At 64.8% G+C, this 17643-nt stretch carries 17 protein-coding genes and 1 pseudogene; 7 read left to right on the forward strand and 11 right to left on the reverse strand.

Translation table 11 applies throughout. The features are described 5' to 3' along the window. Positions 1–83 precede the first annotated feature (83 nt). The 9 genes from tatC to dop form a co-directional block, all read right to left on the reverse strand. Positions 84–974: a twin-arginine translocase subunit TatC gene (gene tatC, locus G6N41_RS20265; protein ID WP_085979824.1), complete on the reverse strand. Its 891-nt coding sequence runs from the start codon at positions 972–974 to the stop codon at positions 84–86. A gap of 105 nt (positions 975–1079) precedes the next feature. Further along, entirely contained in the window at positions 1080–1346 is a 267-nt protein-coding gene (gene tatA, locus G6N41_RS20270) for a Sec-independent protein translocase subunit TatA (protein WP_036455719.1), read from the reverse strand. A 126-nt stretch (positions 1347–1472) separates the two neighbouring features. Further along, a complete protein-coding gene (locus G6N41_RS20275; protein WP_198965487.1) occupies positions 1473–2441 on the reverse strand; it encodes a helix-turn-helix transcriptional regulator in 969 nt (322 codons plus the stop codon). A gap of 49 nt (positions 2442–2490) precedes the next feature. After that, positions 2491–3489 (reverse strand): helix-turn-helix transcriptional regulator, encoded by a 999-nt coding sequence (locus tag G6N41_RS20280; RefSeq protein WP_198965488.1) that lies wholly within the window; start codon positions 3487–3489, stop codon positions 2491–2493. A 53-nt stretch (positions 3490–3542) separates the two neighbouring features. Next, positions 3543–4901, reverse strand: coding sequence for a Pup--protein ligase (gene pafA / locus G6N41_RS20285; protein ID WP_198965489.1), 1359 nt, complete (start codon positions 4899–4901; stop codon positions 3543–3545). Positions 4902–4958: 57 nt separating this feature from the next. Next, the gene (gene prcA / locus G6N41_RS20290) at positions 4959–5762 is read right to left on the reverse strand and encodes a proteasome subunit alpha (protein ID WP_198965490.1); all 804 of its coding nucleotides are present in this window, start codon (positions 5760–5762) and stop codon (positions 4959–4961) included. Beyond that, positions 5759–6628: a proteasome subunit beta gene (prcB, locus tag G6N41_RS20295; RefSeq protein WP_198965491.1), complete on the reverse strand. Its 870-nt coding sequence runs from the start codon at positions 6626–6628 to the stop codon at positions 5759–5761. The genes prcA and prcB overlap by 4 nt, the downstream gene beginning before the upstream one ends. After that, positions 6625–6819 carry a ubiquitin-like protein Pup gene (locus tag G6N41_RS20300; RefSeq protein WP_012394770.1) on the reverse strand — a complete coding sequence of 65 codons (195 nt, stop codon included), beginning with the start codon at positions 6817–6819 and terminating at the stop codon, positions 6625–6627. The genes prcB and G6N41_RS20300 overlap by 4 nt, the downstream gene beginning before the upstream one ends. A 172-nt stretch (positions 6820–6991) precedes the next feature. Continuing rightward, a complete protein-coding gene (gene dop / locus G6N41_RS20305; protein WP_198965492.1) occupies positions 6992–8500 on the reverse strand; it encodes a pup deamidase/depupylase in 1509 nt (502 codons plus the stop codon). A 296-nt stretch (positions 8501–8796) separates the two neighbouring features. On the opposite strand from dop, the gene G6N41_RS20310 reads away from it, so the two are divergent. The 3 genes and pseudogenes from G6N41_RS20310 to G6N41_RS20320 all read left to right on the forward strand — a co-directional run bounded on the left by G6N41_RS20310 (position 8797) and on the right by G6N41_RS20320 (position 11928). Continuing rightward, positions 8797–10071, forward strand: coding sequence for a DUF2314 domain-containing protein (locus G6N41_RS20310; protein ID WP_198965493.1), 1275 nt, complete (start codon positions 8797–8799; stop codon positions 10069–10071). Positions 10072–10111: 40 nt separating this feature from the next. Next, positions 10112–11294: pseudogene (locus G6N41_RS20315) on the forward strand (hypothetical protein). A 10-nt stretch (positions 11295–11304) separates the two neighbouring features. After that, positions 11305–11928 carry a hypothetical protein gene (locus G6N41_RS20320; protein WP_020729312.1) on the forward strand — a complete coding sequence of 208 codons (624 nt, stop codon included), beginning with the start codon at positions 11305–11307 and terminating at the stop codon, positions 11926–11928. Positions 11929–11951: 23 nt separating this feature from the next. On the opposite strand, the gene arc is transcribed toward G6N41_RS20320, so the two are convergent. Further along, the gene (gene arc / locus G6N41_RS20325; protein ID WP_198965494.1) at positions 11952–13781 is read right to left on the reverse strand and encodes a proteasome ATPase; all 1830 of its coding nucleotides are present in this window, start codon (positions 13779–13781) and stop codon (positions 11952–11954) included. 297 nt (positions 13782–14078) lie between these two features. On the opposite strand from arc, the gene G6N41_RS20330 reads away from it, so the two are divergent. Next, positions 14079–14726, forward strand: a complete 648-nt coding sequence (locus tag G6N41_RS20330) for a hypothetical protein (RefSeq protein ID WP_020729314.1) — start codon at positions 14079–14081, stop codon at positions 14724–14726. 8 nt (positions 14727–14734) lie between these two features. Beyond that, positions 14735–15037, forward strand: coding sequence for a DUF503 domain-containing protein (locus G6N41_RS20335; protein ID WP_198965495.1), 303 nt, complete (start codon positions 14735–14737; stop codon positions 15035–15037). Between the two features lie 12 nt (positions 15038–15049). On the opposite strand, the gene trmI is transcribed toward G6N41_RS20335, so the two are convergent. Next, positions 15050–15892 (reverse strand): tRNA (adenine(58)-N(1))-methyltransferase TrmI, encoded by an 843-nt coding sequence (trmI, locus tag G6N41_RS20340; protein WP_198965496.1) that lies wholly within the window; start codon positions 15890–15892, stop codon positions 15050–15052. Between the two features lie 73 nt (positions 15893–15965). Here trmI and G6N41_RS20345 point away from each other — a divergent pair, with 73 nt between their 5' ends. Continuing rightward, positions 15966–16847: a RecB family exonuclease gene (locus tag G6N41_RS20345; RefSeq protein ID WP_198965497.1), complete on the forward strand. Its 882-nt coding sequence runs from the start codon at positions 15966–15968 to the stop codon at positions 16845–16847. Beyond that, positions 16844–17623, forward strand: a complete 780-nt coding sequence (locus G6N41_RS20350) for a thioesterase family protein (RefSeq protein ID WP_198965498.1) — start codon at positions 16844–16846, stop codon at positions 17621–17623. The genes G6N41_RS20345 and G6N41_RS20350 overlap by 4 nt, the downstream gene beginning before the upstream one ends. The last annotated feature ends 20 nt before the right edge of the window (positions 17624–17643 follow it).

Raw genomic sequence — 17643 nt, forward strand, 5'->3', positions numbered from 1 at the left:
CCGCCCGAGGGCGCGAGGGTGCGCAGTTGCACGGCCAGTGCGGCGTGTCGCTGTCGCGACACGCACGCTCGCGGCGAGGTGGCCTAGGTGATGTCGTCATGGGATCCGCCGGGGGCCGACGGCGTCGGTATCGGCTCGGGCTCCTCGATTGACGATGCTTCGTCATCGGCAAGCAACACCTCGCGCTTGGCTTTGCGCTTGTCGTGCAGCCGGGCGATCTGAATGGCGAACTCGAGCAGCACCGTCAGGGCCACGCCCAGTGCCGTCATCGAGAACGGATCCGATCCGGGCGTGAACACCGCCGCGAACACGAACATGGCAAAGATCAGACCGCGCCGCCAGGACTTGAGCCGCTGGTAGGTCAACAGACCAGCCATGTTGAGCATGACGATCAGCAGGGGGAATTCGAAGCTGACCCCGAACACCACCAGCAGATTGATCAAGAAGCCGAAATATCGGTCGCCAGACAGCGCCGTCACCTGCACGTCGCTGCCGACGGTCAGCAGGAAGCTCAACGCTTTGGAGAGCACCAGGTAGGCCAGCACGGCGCCGGCCACAAACAGCAGCGCCGCGGGGATGACGAACGCCACCGCGAACCGGCGTTCCTTCTGGTAGAGCCCAGGGGTGATGAACGCCCACAGCTCGTAGAACCAGATCGGGCACGCCAGCACGATCCCGGCCGCCATCCCGACCTTGAGCCGCAACATGAACTGGTCGAACGGTGCGGTGGCCAACAACCGGCACTGCCCGTCCGCGCTGATATCCGCTCGCGCCGACTGCGGCAACGAGCAGTAAGGCTGACGCAGCCACTCGCCCAGACTTTCTAGTCCGAAGACCGGATGTGAGTACCAGATGTACCCGAAAATCGTCGTGAGCAGGATCGCGGCCAACGAGATCAGCAACCGGGTACGCAGCTCGGTCAGATGATCGACCAGCGACATCGTGCCGTCAGGATTGACGCGGCTACGCCGCATCCGAGGATTGAGTCGTTTGAAGAGAGCCCCGGCGCGTGCTGAGGCCCGAAAACCGTTCACCACGGTAGGTCAGTAAAGCTCAGGCAACCCGACGGTGCTGCCGGCCTAGGCAGGCCGCGCCTCGGTCTGATCCTGACCTGTGGCCGCTGCAGGGTCGATCCGCTGCGACTGCACCGGCGTGGGGTTTGCCGTGTTGGTCTCGATAGCAGAGGGTTCCGGTTTGGTCTCGCTCTGCATTTCCCGCATCTCCGACTTGAAGATTCGCATCGACTTGCCCAGCGAGCGCGCCGCATCGGGAAGCTTCTTGGCACCGAACAGCACGATCACCACCACAGCGAGGATCGCCCAATGCCACGGACTAAGACTGCCCACTTTGATTACCTCCAGACGTCAACCCCCGATGCTACCGCAGTAGGGGCTGCTCGCCCGGCTAGGCAAACAACACTCCGTGCCGCGCGCCGCGGGTACGGGCCGCACATCGACGGCTTGAATTCGCCCTTAGGCCAGCTCGGCGGCCTGATACGCGTTTAGGGCAGTCGCCGCGGCGGCCCGCACACGCTGCGCTAGCGACTCGGGCTCCAGCACTTGCACCGTCGACCCGAAGCCCAGCATCAGACGGGTCATCCAATCCTCAGAGACGTAGGTCATGGCTACCTCGCAGGATCCATCGGCAAGCTGGCGCAGCTCCCGGATCGGGTAGTACTCGAACATCCACGACGCCGAGGGCGCCACCCGCAGCGTCGCCGACGGCAGTGCCGGGTCGCCGTCGAACAGCGACGTGTCGGGGGGCGCCTGCACCGCGGGCTCCGGCGGCATCGCGGGTTCACCGAGTTCGACGGCGTCCACGATCCGGTCGAAGCGAAACAGTCTGACCCCTTCGGACTCGCGTGACCAGGCCTCCAGATAGCTGTGGCCGCCGACCAACAACACCCGGATGGGATCGACGGTCCGGGTGGTCAGCGTGTCGTGCGATGCGGAGTAGTAGTCGATGGTCAACGCGCGCTTGTCGAGCACGGCGGAGCGCACCGCGGCAGCGGCGGGGCTCTCCAACGGAGCGGGCTCGTCGACCGCCGACAGGGTGCTGCTATGCCCGGCCGCGCCGGCCGCCGCCGCGATCTTGGCGATCGCGCTGCGCGCGGCCTGCGGGTCGACCACGCCTGGGATGTCCGCCAGCGCCCGCAGCGCCACGAGCAGGCCGGTGGCCTCCGGTGAGGTGAGTTTGAGTGGACGGTCGATGCCGGCCGAGAACGTCACCTCGATGGTGTCGCCGGAGAACTCGAAATCGATCAGATCTCCAGGGAAATAGCCGGGCAGGCCACACATCCACAGCTGGTTGAGGTCCTCCTCCAGCTGTTTGGCCGACACGCCTAGCTCGGCGGCGGCCTCAACGCGGGTGATCCGCGGGTTGGCTTGGAAGTACGGCACCATGTTGAGCAGCCGCACCAGCCGAGTGGATACGGGACTCATCAGCGCCGCTCCTTCTCATCGCTTCGCCGCGCATCCTCGTCGGCGGGGTTCACGCAAGCGCCTCTTCGACCCCGGCCAGCGCCCGCAGCCGGGCCAGCACATCCTCGCGCAGCGCGGGCGGCTCGAGCACGATGGCGTCGGCACCGTGACCGGTGATGTCGCGGGCCAGCCGATCGCTGGATCCGATTTCGAGTTCTATGACTTCGCCGTCACGGCCGGCCAGTCGCCGTGGCCCCATCGACCGTCCGGCACGCCGCAGTGCGGTGGCACGCCCGTCGGCGACCCATACCGTGGCCTGCATGCCGGTCGGTGACTCAGCGACGGTCCGGGCGACAATCTGTCGCAGATCCACGTCCTCGGGCACCTTTGCCTCCCCTGGCGCACCGACCGGTGCGACATCGGCGCCGATCCGCGACAGCCGGAAGGTGCGGGTGGCTCCCCGGTCGCGGTCGTGGCCCACGAGATACCAGCGCCCCTTCTCGGTCACTACCCCCCAGGGCTCGACGGTGCGGGTGACGTAGGGCTCGTGGCGGGACGCCCGGTGCGGGAACCGCACCGCCTGACCGGAGTCAATGGCCGCCAACAAAATTCCGAGGACGTCCTCGGAGCCGCGCAAACCCGGCACCCCGGCCGGCGAGGCAATGGCCACCGGCGCGTCGGGATCGACGTCGACCCCGGCGGCCCGCAGCTTGAGCAGCGCGCCCTGGGTGGCGGTGATCAGCTCAGGGGACTCCCACAGTTGGGTGGCCACCGCGACAGCCGCCGTTTCATCGGGAGTCAACTCGACCGGCAGCAGCGCGTACGCGTCGCGGTTGATCCGGTAGCCCTCGGTGGGATCGGTGCTCGATACCCTGCCAACCTCGAGCGGGATACCCAGGTCACGCAGCTCGTTCTTGTCGCGCTCGAACATCCGCGAAAACGCCTCAGCGGTCGGGCTGTCCGAATAGCCCGCCACGCTAGACCTGACCTTCTCCGCGGTGATGTAGCCACGAGTGGACAGCAAAGCGATGACCAGATTCACCATCCGCTCGACTTTGGAAGTCGCCATTTACACCAACCTAGCTTTGCCCAGCTTCACCGATCACCCGCGCGCGGGTGCGGTTACATGCTCGCGATCATCCGCTTGACCCGCTCGTCGACCGCCCGGAATGGGTCCTTGCATAGCACCGTGCGCTGCGCCTGGTCATTGAGCTTGAGGTGCACCCAGTCGACGGTGAAATCACGACCAGCCGCCTGTGCGGCGCTGATGAACTCACCGCGCAGCCTGGCGCGGGTGGTTTGTGGTGGGTTGTCGACGGCGTCGGCGATTTCCTCGTCGGTGGTGACGCGTGTCGCCAGGCCCTTGCGCTGTAGCAGATCGAAGACGCCGCGCCCGCGCTTGATGTCGTGGTAGGCCAGATCAAGCTGGGCGATCTTGGGGTCCGACAGCTCCATATTGTAGCGGTCCTGGTAGCGCTGGAACAGCTTGCGCTTGATCACCCAGTCGATCTCGGTGTCAACCTTCGCGAAATCCTGGCTTTCGACGGCGTCAAGCTGGCGGCCCCACAGATCAACGACCTGCTCGACCTGTGCGTTGGGCTCCCGGGTTTGCAGATGCTCGACGGCGCGGGAGTAGTACTCCCGCTGAATGTCGAGCGCACTGGCCTGACGCCCGCCGGCCAGCCGAACCGGACGCCGACCGGTGACGTCGTGGCTGACTTCACGGATCGCACGGATGGGGTTGTCCAGCGAGAAGTCGCGGAACGGCACTCCCGCTTCGATCATCTCCAGCACCACCGACGCGGTGCCCACCTTGAGCATGGTGGTCGTCTCGCACATGTTGGAGTCGCCGACGATCACGTGCAGACGCCGGTACTTCTCCGCGTCGGCGTGCGGCTCGTCGCGGGTGTTGATGATCGGACGTGAGCGGGTGGTCGCGCTCGAGACGCCCTCCCAGATATGTTCGGCGCGTTGGGACAGACAAAATGTTGCGGCCTTGGGGGTCTGCAACACCTTTCCTGCCCCACAGATCAGCTGACGAGTGACCAGGAACGGCAGCAACACGTCGGAGATCCGGGAAAACTCGCCGGCCCGCACGATCAGGTAGTTCTCGTGGCAACCGTAGGAGTTGCCGGCCGAGTCGGTGTTGTTCTTGAACAGGTAGATGTCGCCGCCGATGCCCTCGTCGGCCAACCGCTGCTCGGCGTCGACCAGCAGGTCTTCGAGCACCCATTCACCGGCCCGGTCGTGGGTAACCAGCTGCACCAGGCTGTCGCATTCGGCGGTGGCGTATTCCGGATGGCTGCCCACGTCGAGGTAGAGACGCGCGCCGTTGCGCAGGAATACGTTGGAGCTGCGCCCCCAGGACACCACCCTCCGAAACAGGTACCGGGCGACCTCGTCAGGGCTCAGCCGGCGATGACCGTGGAAGGTGCAGGTGACACCGAACTCTGTCTCGATGCCCATGATTCGTCGCTGCACGTAATCGAGGGTACTGGTTGTCGCACCGCAGCGGTGCGCAGCCGCACCGGCGGGGCGCTAATCAGCCGAATCGGCGTCGGATTTTTTGTCCGTTTTCTTGTCGTCTTCGGACTCTTTGGGCTCGTCTGACTCGGCAGATTCCTTGGAATCCCGCTCCTGCAGCAGTGTTTCGAGGGTCGAGCGAGTCAGCCGGCGAAACGCACGCCGCGGCCTGGTGGCATCCAGGATGGCGGCTTCGAGGCTGGATACCGCGAGTACGGGCTGGTCATTGCTGGAATTCTCGGCGCTACCGGCGCGTAGCGCCTCCACCGCGATACCCAGCGCGTCCGGCAAATCGGCGTTTTCGGTAAAGGTGTTTTTGAGCGCCGTGGTGATCGGCTCGGTGGTGCCGCCCATCACCACAAAATGCGGCTCATCGGCGATCGATCCGTCGTAGGTGATCCGGTAGAGCTCGGGGGCCCTCGTTTCCCCGTAGTGCGCCACCTCAGCGACACACAGTTCGACCTCGTACGGCTTGGCCTGCTCGGTGAAGATGGTGCCCAGCGTCTGTGCATACACGTTGGCCAGCTGGCGTCCTGTGACGTCGCGACGGTCGTAGGCGTAACCGCGGGTATCGGCGAACTGAATCCCGCCCCGGCGCAAGTTGTCGAATTCGTTGAACTTGCCGGCGGCCGCAAAACCCACCCGGTCGTAGAGTTCGCTGATCTTCTGCAGCGATCGCGACGGATTCTCCGCAACGAACAGCACACCGCCGGCGAAGGCCAGCGCCACCACGCTCTTGCCGCGCGCAATACCCTTTCGCGCGAGCTCGCTGCGCTCGCGCATCGCCTGTTCAGGCGAGATGAAGTACGGGAAACTCACTTCTCACCGCCGTCGGGGCCGAAAGTATCAGCGCGTGAACGACTTCCGATGACCTCTCGGGCCAGTTCGGCGATACGGCGCTCGGCGACGTCAACCGCTCCATCGACGTCAATGGTGACCGCAGTCGGGTAAATCCCGCGGACCAGGTCCGGTCCACCGGTGGCCGAATCGTCGTCGGCGGCGTCATAGAGCGCCTCGACGGCCACCCGCAGCGCGGAATCGGCGTCGGTGACTTGCGCGTACAACTTCTTGATCGACGACTTGGCAAAGATCGAACCCGAACCCACCGCTTGATAGCCCTCTTCCTCGATGTTCCAGCCGCCGGCCGCATCGAACGAGACGATGCGACCAGCGGACCTCGGGTCGGACGCGTGGATGTCATAGCTTGCCAGCAGCGGCAGGGCCACTAATCCCTGCATCGCGGCAGCCAGGTTGCCACGCACCATGATGGCCAGCCGGTTGACCTTGCCGGCGAACTTCAGCGGCACGCCCTCGAGCTTTTCGTAGTGTTCGAGTTCCACGGCGTAAAGACGCGCGAACTCAACGGCGATCGCGGCCGTGCCGGCGATGCCGGTGGCGGTGTAGTCGTCGGTGATGTACACCTTGCGCACATCGCGCCCGGCGATCATGTTGCCCTGCGTCGAGCGCCGGTCCCCGGCGATCAGGACACCACCGGGGTACTTCAAGGCGACGATGGTGGTGGCGTGCGGCAACTGGTCACCGACGGCACCCACACCGCTCTTGACGCTCGCAGGCAATAATTCCGGCGCCTGGCGGCGGAGGAAATCAGCGAAAGATGATATGTCTACAGCTGATCCGGAAACGGCCGAATTTATGGACAGGCGATCAGGCAACGGCCAGGTCACTGGCCGCCCTTTTGGACGTACGCACGAACGAAGTCCTCGGCATTCTCCTCGAGCACGTCGTCGATCTCGTCAAGCAGATCGTCGGTGTCTTGAGCTAACTTCTCGCGGCGCTCCTGGCCCGCGGCCGTGGTGCCGGTGACGTCTTCGTCATCGCCGCCACCACCGCCACGTTTGGTCTGTTCCTGAGCCATCGCCGCCTCCTGCTTCGTCATGGCCGATTAGATGCCGCGGGGGACGTGACACACGCCCCCGCCGACCCTTTCCCTAACAGTACCGGCCGCCCCGACCTTTCCGGGTTGAAGCCCTATATGTCGGGCTATGCCGTCAGCATCTCGCATCACGTGACTGCCGCATCGAGAGCCCTCACCTGGTGAGTTGTTCCACCAGCTCGACGGCGCTGTCCACCGAATCCAGCAGCGCTCCGACATGCGCCTTGCTCCCGCGCAGCGGTTCCAGCGTAGGGATACGCACCAGCGAATCCCCACCCAGATCGAAGATCACCGAATCCCAGCTCGCCGCGGCAATATCGGCACCAAACCGGCGCAAGCATTCACCGCGGAAGTACGCGCGAGTGTCTGTGGGCGGGTTCTCCACGGCCTCGAGCACCTGGTGTTCGCTGACCAAGCGCTTCATCGATCCGCGCGCCACCAGGCGGTTGTAGAGCCCCTTGTCCAGCCGGACGTCGGAGTACTGCAGATCGACCAGGTGTAGGCGGGGTGCCGACCAGTTCAAGTTCTCCCGCTGACGAAAACCTTCGAGCAATCGCAGTTTGGCCGGCCAGTCCAAAATCTCGGCACAATCCATCGGGTCGCGCTCGAGCTGGTCGAGCACGCCCGCCCAGGTTTCCACGACGTGGGAAGCCCGGGGATCAGGGTCGCGACTATCGACCAGTTTCGCCACCCGTTCGAGGTAAATCCGTTGTAATGCAAGAGCAGTCAGTTCACGGCCGTCGAAAAGCGCCACTGCCGTCCGCAGCGAGGGATCACGGCTGATGGCGTGCACCGCGTGTACCGGGCGGGCCAGCGCCAAGTCGGTCAAGTCGATGCCGTGCGCCGGACCATCCTCGATCAGATCGAGCACCAGCGCAGTGGTGCCGAGCTTCAGGTAGGTCGACGTCTCAGACAGGTTGGCGTCGCCGATGATGACGTGCAGCCGGCGGTACCTGTCGGCGTCAGCGTGCGGTTCGTCGCGGGTGTTGATGATGCCGCGCTTGAGCGTGGTCTCCAAGCCAACCTCGACCTCGATGTAGTCGGATCGCTGGGACAGCTGGAAGCCCGGCTCATCACCGGAGGGCCCGATGCCGACCCGGCCGGAGCCCGTGACCACCTGTCGAGACGCCAGAAAGGTCGTCAGACCGGCAATGATGGCCGAAAACGGGGTCTGCCGGCTCATCAGGTAGTTCTCGTGCGATCCGTAGGACGCGCCCTTGCCGTCGACGTTGTTCTTGTACAGCTGCAGCTTCGCGGCACCGGGGACGCTGGCGACATGGCGGGCCGCGGCCTCCATCACCCGCTCACCGGCTTTGTCCCAGATCACCGCGTCGAGCGGATCGGTGCATTCGGGCGCGGAGTACTCGGGGTGTGCGTGGTCGACGTACAGCCGCGCCCCGTTGGTCAGGATCATGTTTGCCGCGCTGACCTCGTCAGCATCCACCACCGGCGGTGGACCCGCGGAGCGGCTCAGGTCGAAACCCCGAGCGTCGCGCAGCGGTGATTCCACCTCGTAATCCCAGCGGGTCCGTTTGGCGCGCTGGATGCCGGCGGCCGCGGCATAGGCCAGCACCGCCTGCGTCGAAGTGAGGATCGGGTTGGCGGTCGGGTCCGACGGCGACGAGATGCCGTACTCGACCTCCGTTCCGATAATCCGTTGCATGCCTAGAGCCTAGGCCCGCCGACCCAGACCATCTCGGCGGCCCGTGCCGCGGGCGAGGTGGGCGTCCCCGGGCCGGCAAGCCGCGCTGAGACAGCAACCTCCGCAATTCGTGATACCAGTTGCCCGCACGCCTAGTGGTGCGGGCCGCGCGGGGTTGATACGGTCTCGGCTGACCGTCGCATCGAGTCCCTCGGAGAATCTACGTTGACGTTAAAAGTCTTGCAGCCGTTGCTATTTCCGATGAGTTTGCCAACTTCTCCGCGCACCGCCGGCGCGGCTACCCCAGGCGGCCAACGGTGAGCCCGAACCCTTTTCAGCAAGGACAGGACGTCACCGACCTGATTCCGGCCGTGCCGCTGCTCGACGGTGGGATTGCCTTCACATTCGCCATCTATGACCTGCCCATGCCTGCCGCAGACCCCTTCGACACCTTGGATGAACTGCTGGCGAACATATCCGCCGGATTTCACCAGGTGGAGTCCATCAGCGGTGACGAGACGGAGCCGACGGTATGTGCCTTCGTCAATATCGATCCGCGTAACGACTATCCCCCGACGGATCCGGAATTTGTTGAACTCTTCAACTACGGAGTCGGCCCGCAGCTGGCCATCGCTCTACAGTCCACCCAGGCCGCGTTCATCCTCAACTTCAGCTGCCCGATTGAGCAGGCTCGGGATTGTCTTCGTGCCGCACAGCAGCTAACGGGTAGCCTCGCGGCCGCCACCGGCGGCCTGATTTGGGATGCCGAAACTAGACAGATATTCACGCCGGCCGCCTGGCAGGAAATCAGGGTCGATCGATGGACCAGACCAACCCCAGATGTTGACGACCATACGATCATTCACGCCTACGAGATCAATGGCCAGATGCGAGTCGTCACGCTGGGAATGGCGAAGTTTGGGCTGCCCGACGTAGTGGTAAACCAGGTGCCGCGGTCGGTATGCAGCAACGTCGGACAGCTCGTGAGCGCGTTCTGCCAGGCGATCGCTGATCGGCCCCTTGTCGAACGTCCCGGAGAATTCGATCTGGATTACCGGCGTTTGAGGCCCAACGCGACCGGGGCCGCGCCGCTCACGGTGAGAATGGGCGAGCACCACGACGGCGACCCGGTGAACCGGCTACTCGAGATCACCTTCGACCGAGGGCCGGGCCAGGACGCTCCGGCCCGTCGGCACGCGATTCTCTGCGCCGCGTTCGACTCCGGAGCTTCGATCGTTCCCGCTACGCACAACGACGCATTGGCAGCCGCCAGCCGATCCGCGCGAGCAAAGCTGCCCGCGCTGCGCGCCGCGTTCAACGAAGGGCTGCCGCCCGGCGAGTTTATGCAAGTCAAGGCTCATTTTGAGGGCCCGGACGGCACCCGGGAGTACATGTGGGTGGACGTAGTTACGTGGAACGGCGACGAGATCACGGGACCGCTGGCCAACAAACCGTTCAACATCGCCGGTCTGCACCCCGGGCAGGTAGTAGTGGTCGCGCAGTCCACCGTCTTTGACTACAAGCACAAACGCAGTGACGGCACGATCGACGGGAATGAAACCGAAAAGCACATCATCAGCACGTTGAACTAGCACAGCAGCAACGGTTGGCCGCCGCTAGGGTTGAGCCGGCATGAACCCTTCCCCGCACCGCGCTCCGGCACGCCGAGACCCGTCGAGTGCCGCGGCGGAAAGCTGGTTTCTGGAACGGGGCTTGCCCGCGGTGCTGACCCGGCGGGCCCGCTGGCGGCGGCTGTGGTCACGGTCTGCCCCGGTACTGGCCGCGTACGCGACACTGCACTGCTGGACGCTCCCGATTCTGCTGATCACCCACGGCGACGAGGTCGTCATCGATGGGCAACCGCCCCCGCGAGTGGGTGCTGGTGACCCTGGTCGCGATCGCACCGGTCTTGATCACGTTGGTCGGCTGGCTGGTGTCGCGACTGTCCGACAGCCGGAAGCGTTCGGTGGCGGCGACCGTGGCGGTCAGCCTGGTGGCAATCGTCCTGATCGTTGAAACCTCGGTGTCTCATCTGCCGGACGCGGCCCTGGCTGCGGTGATGGTGCTGTTGCTCACCGGTAGCGGTGTCGGATCGGTCACCGGATGGTCGGTCCGAATGACGCTGTCGCACCTGGCGACGATCGGCGCCCTGGCGGTTCGGGCCTTGCCGATCGTTCTGCTGACCACGTTGGTCTTCTTCAACAGCAACATCTGGCTGATGGCCTCCACAATCAGCGCGGAGCGGCTGGCCGTGGCCATCGCATTTCTGGTCGGCATCGCGAGCGTATTCGTCATCTCCACCACCGCGGAGCGGATCAAACCCATGCTGCAGGCACCGACCGTGCAGCCCAAGAACTGCCAGGAACTGGCCGACACCCCGTTTGCGGCGATGCCGGATCCGCCGACCAGCCTGCCACTGACCCGAGCCGAGCGGGCCAATGTGGTCTTCGTGCTCACCGCCCACCAGTTGGTGCAGATCATGGTGGTGGCGATGCTGACCGCCACCATCTACGTGATCCTCGGGCTGATCGTGCTCAGCCCAGCCCTGCTCCAGGAATGGAGCCACAACGTGTCCAGCAATGCGACCGTGCTGGGCCTGACCGTGCCGGTGCCGGATTCGTTGATCCATCTCTGTCTGTTCATTGGCGCGTTGACGTTCATGTACATCAGCGCCCGCGCAGTTGGTGACGCCGAATACCGTGCGACATTCGTCGACCCGCTCATCGAGAACCTGCACATCACCTTGATCGCACGCAGCCGCTACCGCGCCAACAACGATGGCACCGATGTTGACGCCAGTCCCGGCGGTGATTAACTTCACGCTGGTGTCCGTACCCGAGCAGGTAGAAGACTTATCCGGGAAACGCTACGGCGAGGTGCTTCTCGTCGAAATCGGTGAATCCGGTCCACAAGCCACCGTCTACAACAGCTTTCCGCTCAACGATTGCCCCGCTGAACTGTGGTCCGCCCTGGACGCGCAAGCCCTGGCCGCCGAAAACGGGGTGGCCGCAGCCCTGCTCAACGGGCCCCGCTACTGGCTGATGAACAGCATCGAGAAGGAGCCCCAGGGGCTGCCGGAGACCAAGACATTCGGCGGAATCGAAATGCTCAAGCAGGCAACCGTGCAGATGTCGTCGATGAGCCCCGCCCCCTACACCGTCAATCGGGTGAACCGTCACACGGTGTTTGTCTTCAACGCCGGCGAAGAGATCTACGAACTCATCGACCCGGGTGGACAACGCTGGGTAATGCAGACCTGGAGCCAGGTGGTGGACCCCAACCTTGCCCGCGCCGACCTACCCGGCCTGGCCACACGACTGGACCTACCAGAAGGATGGTCCTATGAGCCGCGCGTGCTGGCCGAGATAATGCGGGTGGACACCACCGACCGCCCCGCGCACGTGACGCAGGACGACCTGTCCAACAGCTACTCGCTCGAGGTCGACTGAGCCTCTTACGGGTAGCCCCCCCCTTACAGGTACTGGCCGAGGTTGGACTCGGTGTCGATCGCGCGGCTGGCGCTCGACGACTTGCCGGTCACCAGGGTGCGGATGTAGACGATCCGCTCGCCCTTCTTACCCGAGATCCGTGCCCAGTCATCGGGGTTGGTGGTGTTGGGCAGGTCCTCGTTCTCGGCGAACTCGTCGACGATCGAGTCCAGCAGGTGCTGAATACGCAGGCCTGGCTGGCCGGTCTCGAGCACCGACTTGATCGCATTCTTCTTGGCTCGGTCGACAACGTTCTGGATCATCGCCCCGGAGTTGAAGTCCTTGAAGTACATGACTTCCTTGTCACCGTTGGCGTAGGTGACCTCCAGGAACCGGTTGTCGTCGATCTCGGCGTACATCCGATCGACGACCTTTTCGATCATCGCCTTGATGCATGCCGGGCGGTCGCCCTCGAACTCGGCAAGGTCGTCGGCATGCACCGGCAGCGTCTCGGTGAGGTACTTCGAGTAGATGTCCTGTGCCGCTTCGGCGTCGGGCCGCTCGATCTTGATCTTCACGTCCAGTCGCCCTGGCCGCAGAATGGCCGGATCGATCATGTCCTCGCGGTTGGAAGCACCGATGACGATGACGTTCTCGAGTCCCTCCACCCCGTCGATCTCGCTGAGTAGCTGCGGAACCACCGTGGTCTCGACATCGGAGGAAACCCCGGTGCCGCGAGTACGGAAGATCGAGTCCATCTCGTCGAAGAACACGATCACCGGTGTGCCCTCGGAGGCCTTCTCCCTGGCCCGCTGGAAGATCAGCCGGATGTGACGCTCGGTTTCACCGACGAACTTGTTCAGCAGCTCGGGGCCTTTGATGTTGAGGAAGTACGACTTCGCCTCGCGAGAGTCATCACCGCGGACCTCGGCCATCTTCTTGGCCAACGAGTTGGCCACGGCCTTGGCGATCAGTGTCTTGCCGCAACCAGGCGGGCCGTAGAGCAGCACGCCTTTCGGCGGGCGCAGCGCGTACTCCCGGTACAGCTCCTTGTGCAGGAACGGCAGCTCGACCGCGTCACGAATCTGTTCGATCTGGCGTGTCAGGCCACCGATGTCCTCGTAGCTGACATCGGGCACCTCTTCGAGCACCAGATCCTCGACCTCGGCCTTGGGGATGCGCTCAAAGGCGTAGCCAGCCTTGGTGTCGACGAGAAGCGAGTCACCCGGACGCAGCTTGCGCGGCTTCGTGTCGTCGTTGAGCGCGTCGGGAAAACCATCCGGCAGGTCCTCGGCAACCAGCGGCTCAGCCAACCAGACGATGCGTTCCTCGTCCGCGTGGCCGACGACCAGTGCCCGATGGCCATCAGCGAGCACCTCCCGCAAGGTGGAGATCTCGCCGACCGATTCGAACGTGCCGGCCTCTACGACGGTCAGGGCCTCATTGAGCCGAACCGTCTGGCCCTTCCGCAGCGACGAAACTTCGATGTTGGGCGAGCAGGTCAGGCGCATCTTGCGGCCGGAGGTGAACACGTCGACCGTGTCGTCGTCGTGCGTCGACAGCAGAACGCCATAACCGCTGGGCGGTTGCCCCAACCGGTCGACCTCTTCGCGCAGCGCCAGCAACTGCTGTCGGGCTTCTTTAAGAGTTTCCATTAATTTGGAGTTGCGGGCGGCGAGCGAGTCGATGCGGGCTTCGAGCTGATGCACATCGCGGGCAGACCGCGCCGTGCCTTGCGGCCCAACCGCGCTCTCGAGTTGCTCACGCAGCACCGCGGCTTCACGCCGCAGCTGTTCCAATTCGGCAGCATCATTGCTGGACAAGGGGGTGTCATCGGGTGTCGCGAATGCTTCAGAACGCTCTGAATCAGCCATGTTGCGCTCCTTTCCCACACCAGGAATGGTGCAGCGGATACCCCAACGCTACCGGCGATCGCGGCTTCATGTGCGGAACCAAATGCCGTTTAAAAGTTACAAGTTGAAGTCCACTGGTAATCTCGGCTACCACTTGGGCCGACAGAAAGGAGCGCCGCGACGTGAAATCCCTAGCCACAGCCGCTGCGGTCCTGATGCCGATGGGCGCCGCGCCCGAGGGTGTGATTTGCACTCCATCTTCGCGAGTGTCGTCTTCGCGAACTTCCCTGAAACGCCGATAGCCGACCCCGCCGCTGGATGCACCGAAACCGCCGCTTGGCCGTCACCGCCATCACCGCCATCACCGCCGTGGCGACGTTGGGGGTCGCGGGGTGTTCACCGTCACCGGACAACGCCGAGAACTCGACGTCGACCGTGGCACCACCGCCACCGGCCGCACCCAGTGCCCTGCCGGTCCCACCATCCGCTCCGCTGCCACCCCCCGAAGCCCTAGTCGATGTGTTGTCCCGGCTCGCCGATCCGAACATTCCGGGAGACAAGAAACTGGACCTGGTTGAGGGTTCAACCCCGGACACCGCTGCGGCCCTGGACCGGTTCACCACCGCCGCCCGAGATGGCGGGTACCTGCCGATGAACTTCGCTGCCAACGACCTCGCATGGTCGGCGACCAATCCGTCCGATGTGGTGGCAACCGTCGTCGTCACCACCGCCCAACCGGAGAATCGCGAGTTCACGTTCCCGATGGAGTTCACGCCGATCCACGGCGGGTGGCAGCTATCCCAGCGAACCTCGGAGATGCTGTTGGCTCTCGGCAATTCCCGGACATCCCAGACATCTAGTCCTGGCACTGCCCCCAACCCAGAACCTGCCCCGGTCGAGCCGGCCCCCGAAGAAAGCCCACCAGCGACTGGGTCTGTCGCCCCGTCTTCGAGTCCTCCCGGCTGAGTCTGCGGATGTGGATCGGCTGGCTGGAGTTCGATGTGTTGCTGGGCGACGTGCGATCACTCAAACAAAAGCGGTCGGTGGTCCGCCCGGTTGTCGCGGAGCTCAGGCGCAAGTTCGCCGTGTCGGCCGCCGAGACCGGATCACTCGAGCTGCACCGACGGGCCGGAATTGGGGTCGCCGTGGTGTCCAGTGATCGCAGCCATGCCGTTGATGTCCTCGACGCGGCCGAACGCCTGGTAGCCGCGCACCCCGAGTTCGAACTGTTGTCGGCGCACCGCGTCCTGCACCGCAGCGAGGACTGGCTCGGTTAGGCCTGTTCCCGGCTAGCCATCGCGCCCCTCGCGTTTGCGCCCCAGTGGCGCGGGGGCTACCGCACCCGGCGCCAGCCGACGTGCGGCGACCAGAAACGCGGTGTGTCCGCGCATGGAATGCTGCGGCCGTACGGCCAGCCCGACAACGTTCCAGCCCCGCTGCAGGGTCTCCCACGATCTCGGCTCTGTCCAGCACTGCTGGGTCCGCACGGCCTCGACAACCTTGGACAGCTGGGTCACCGTGGCCACGTAGATCATCAACACGCCACCGGCGACCACCAGCCTGGAGACCGAGTCGAGCACCTCCCACGGCGCCAACATGTCCAGCACTACCCGGTCGATCGAGCCGTCGGGCAGCTCCGAGTCGGCGATATCGCTGATGATCAATTGCCAGTTGTCGGGCGCCTCGCCGTAGAAGTTGGTCACGTTGCGACGACCATGCTCGGCATGATCGGCGCGCTGCTCATAGGAGATCACCTGCCCCTGCGGCCCGACCGCTCGCAGTAGTGACAGGGTGAGTGCCCCGGATCCGGCGCCCGCCTCGAGCACCCGGGCACCGGGAAAGATGTCGCCCTCGTGCACGATCTGCGCGGCGTCCTTGGGGTAGATCACCTGGGGCCCGCGGGGCATCGACATCACATAGTCGACCAGCAACGGGCGCAGCACCAGAAACAGCGCGCCATTGCTGGACTTGACCACGCTGCCTTGCTCCAGGCCGATGATCACGTCGTGCGCGATCCGGCCACGATGGGTATGGAACTCCGCGCCCGGAGTGAGGGTGATGGTGTAGTGACGCCCCTTGGCGTCGGTGAGCTGAACACGTTCGCCGACGTGAAACGGACCGGTCGCTGACACGTCGTCTAGGGTGCCAGCTGACGCGCCGTAGCCGGTGTCCGGGGTTGTCGGTGCCCAGTCATAGGCTGCGAATATGACGGACCAGCCGGGCTCCGTGGCGAGCGTGTACATCCGACCGGCGCTGTCGCCGTCACGGGCCGCCGATTTCAAACAGTGCCCGCTGCTGTACCGGTTTCGAGCGATCGACCGATTGCCCGAGAAACCGTCAACGGCGCAGCTGCGAGGCTCTGTGGTACATGCCGCCCTCGAGCAGCTCTACGCTCTACCCGCGGTGCAACGCGGCCCGGACACCGCCCGGTCACTGGTGGAATCCGCCTGGGAGCAGGTGATCGCCGGTGAGCTAGACCTGGCCGGAGAGCTGGCACCCGACCAGCAAGCCCAATTGCTCGAGGATGCCCGTGCACTGTTGTCGGGCTACTACCGGCTGGAAGATCCGAGGCGATTCGACCCGCAGAGCTGCGAGCAGCGCGTCGAGGTGGAGCTGGCAGACGGCACGCTGTTGCGCGGCTATATCGACCGGATCGACGTCGCCGCTACCGGTGAGTTGCGGGTGGTCGACTACAAGACGGGCAAGGCCCCGCCTGCCGCCCGGGCGCTGGCGGAGTTCAAAGCCATGTTCCAGATGAAGTTCTACGGAGTAGCGCTGTTTCGGTCGCGGGGCGTGTTGCCCTCCCGACTGCGGTTGATCTATCTGGCTGACGGGCAGGTGCTGGACTATTCGCCGGATCGTGATGAGCTGCTTCGCTTTGAGAAGACCCTGATGGCCATCCGGCGTGCCATCCAATCGGCGGGACAGTCGGGCGACTTCCGCCCCAATGCGTCGCGGCTATGCAATTGGTGCCCGCACCAGCAACACTGTCCCGCTTATGGCGGGACACCACCGCCGTATCCCGGGTGGCCGGATCGCCTGCCCGCCGAAGCGGTTTCGTGCTCCGCAATCGAGCCCACGCCATGAACGGTTGCTACTACCGCCGCCTGCCCGGGGCCGACGGCGATTACCAGATGTTCGACTCGACCGACTTCACCCGCAGCAATTGGGATCCCGACATTCAGCACGGCTCTCCCCCGTTGGCGCTGCTGACCAAACTGATCGAAGAACTGTCGGCGGGATCGGGTTTGCGGATCGGCCGGCTCAGCCTGGACATCCTCGGGGCGATTCCGGTGGCTCCGGTCCGGGCCCGGGCTTGGGTGCAGCGCCCGGGGTCGCGGGTCGCCATGATGGTTGCGGAGATGGTGGCCGATCGCGTGCTGGCCCGGGTGACCGCGTGGCTACTGGCGGTCAGCGACACCACCGACGTCGCATCCGACCGGTATCCCCCGCTGGTGGAGGGACCGGCGCAACCCCGTCCGGCCGCCTTTGCCGGGGTCGGTGGCTACTTCGACGCGCTCAGCTGGCGCCCGCAGGACACTGAAGGACAACCCGCCGCGGTGTCCTGGTTCAGGCCGACGGCTCACATCGTCGACACCGATCCGGCGTCACCGCTGCAACAGCTGGCCGCCGTGGTCGACTGCGCCAACGGCGTCGGAGCGATCCTGGATCCCAACCGGTTTCTCTTCATGAACACCGATACGGTCGTTCATCTGCACCGACTTCCGACCGGCACCGATTCCGCGTTGCGCGCTCGCGCCTCCGTCGGGCCAGATGGCCTGGGAGTGACGACGGCTGAGATTTTCGATAAGACCGGATTTGTGGGGACCTCGGCGCAGACGCTGCTGGTGCGGCGCCGGTAGTCCGGCGGCGCAACGTCGGC

The organism is Mycobacterium shottsii (genome assembly GCF_010728525.1).
Classification (GTDB): domain Bacteria; phylum Actinomycetota; class Actinomycetes; order Mycobacteriales; family Mycobacteriaceae; genus Mycobacterium; species Mycobacterium marinum.

Bases quoted from the DNA above. Each gene is read 5' to 3' on its own strand.
- tatC (WP_085979824.1), bottom strand. From the start codon at position 974: ATGCGGCGTAGCCGCGTCAATCCTGACGGCACGATGTCGCTGGTCGAT.
- G6N41_RS20275 (WP_198965487.1), bottom strand. From the start codon at position 2,441: ATGAGTCCCGTATCCACTCGGCTGGTGCGGCTGCTCAACATGGTGCCG.
- G6N41_RS20280 (WP_198965488.1), bottom strand. From the start codon at position 3,489: ATGGCGACTTCCAAAGTCGAGCGGATGGTGAATCTGGTCATCGCTTTG.
- G6N41_RS20300 (WP_012394770.1), bottom strand. From the start codon at position 6,819: ATGGCTCAGGAACAGACCAAACGTGGCGGTGGTGGCGGCGATGACGAA.
- dop (WP_198965492.1), bottom strand. From the start codon at position 8,500: ATGCAACGGATTATCGGAACGGAGGTCGAGTACGGCATCTCGTCGCCG.
- arc (WP_198965494.1), bottom strand. From the start codon at position 13,781: ATGGCTGATTCAGAGCGTTCTGAAGCATTCGCGACACCCGATGACACC.
- G6N41_RS20330 (WP_020729314.1), top strand. From the start codon at position 14,079: ATGCACCGAAACCGCCGCTTGGCCGTCACCGCCATCACCGCCATCACC.
- G6N41_RS20335 (WP_198965495.1), top strand. From the start codon at position 14,735: ATGTGGATCGGCTGGCTGGAGTTCGATGTGTTGCTGGGCGACGTGCGA.
- G6N41_RS20345 (WP_198965497.1), top strand. From the start codon at position 15,966: ATGACGGACCAGCCGGGCTCCGTGGCGAGCGTGTACATCCGACCGGCG.
- G6N41_RS20350 (WP_198965498.1), top strand. From the start codon at position 16,844: ATGAACGGTTGCTACTACCGCCGCCTGCCCGGGGCCGACGGCGATTAC.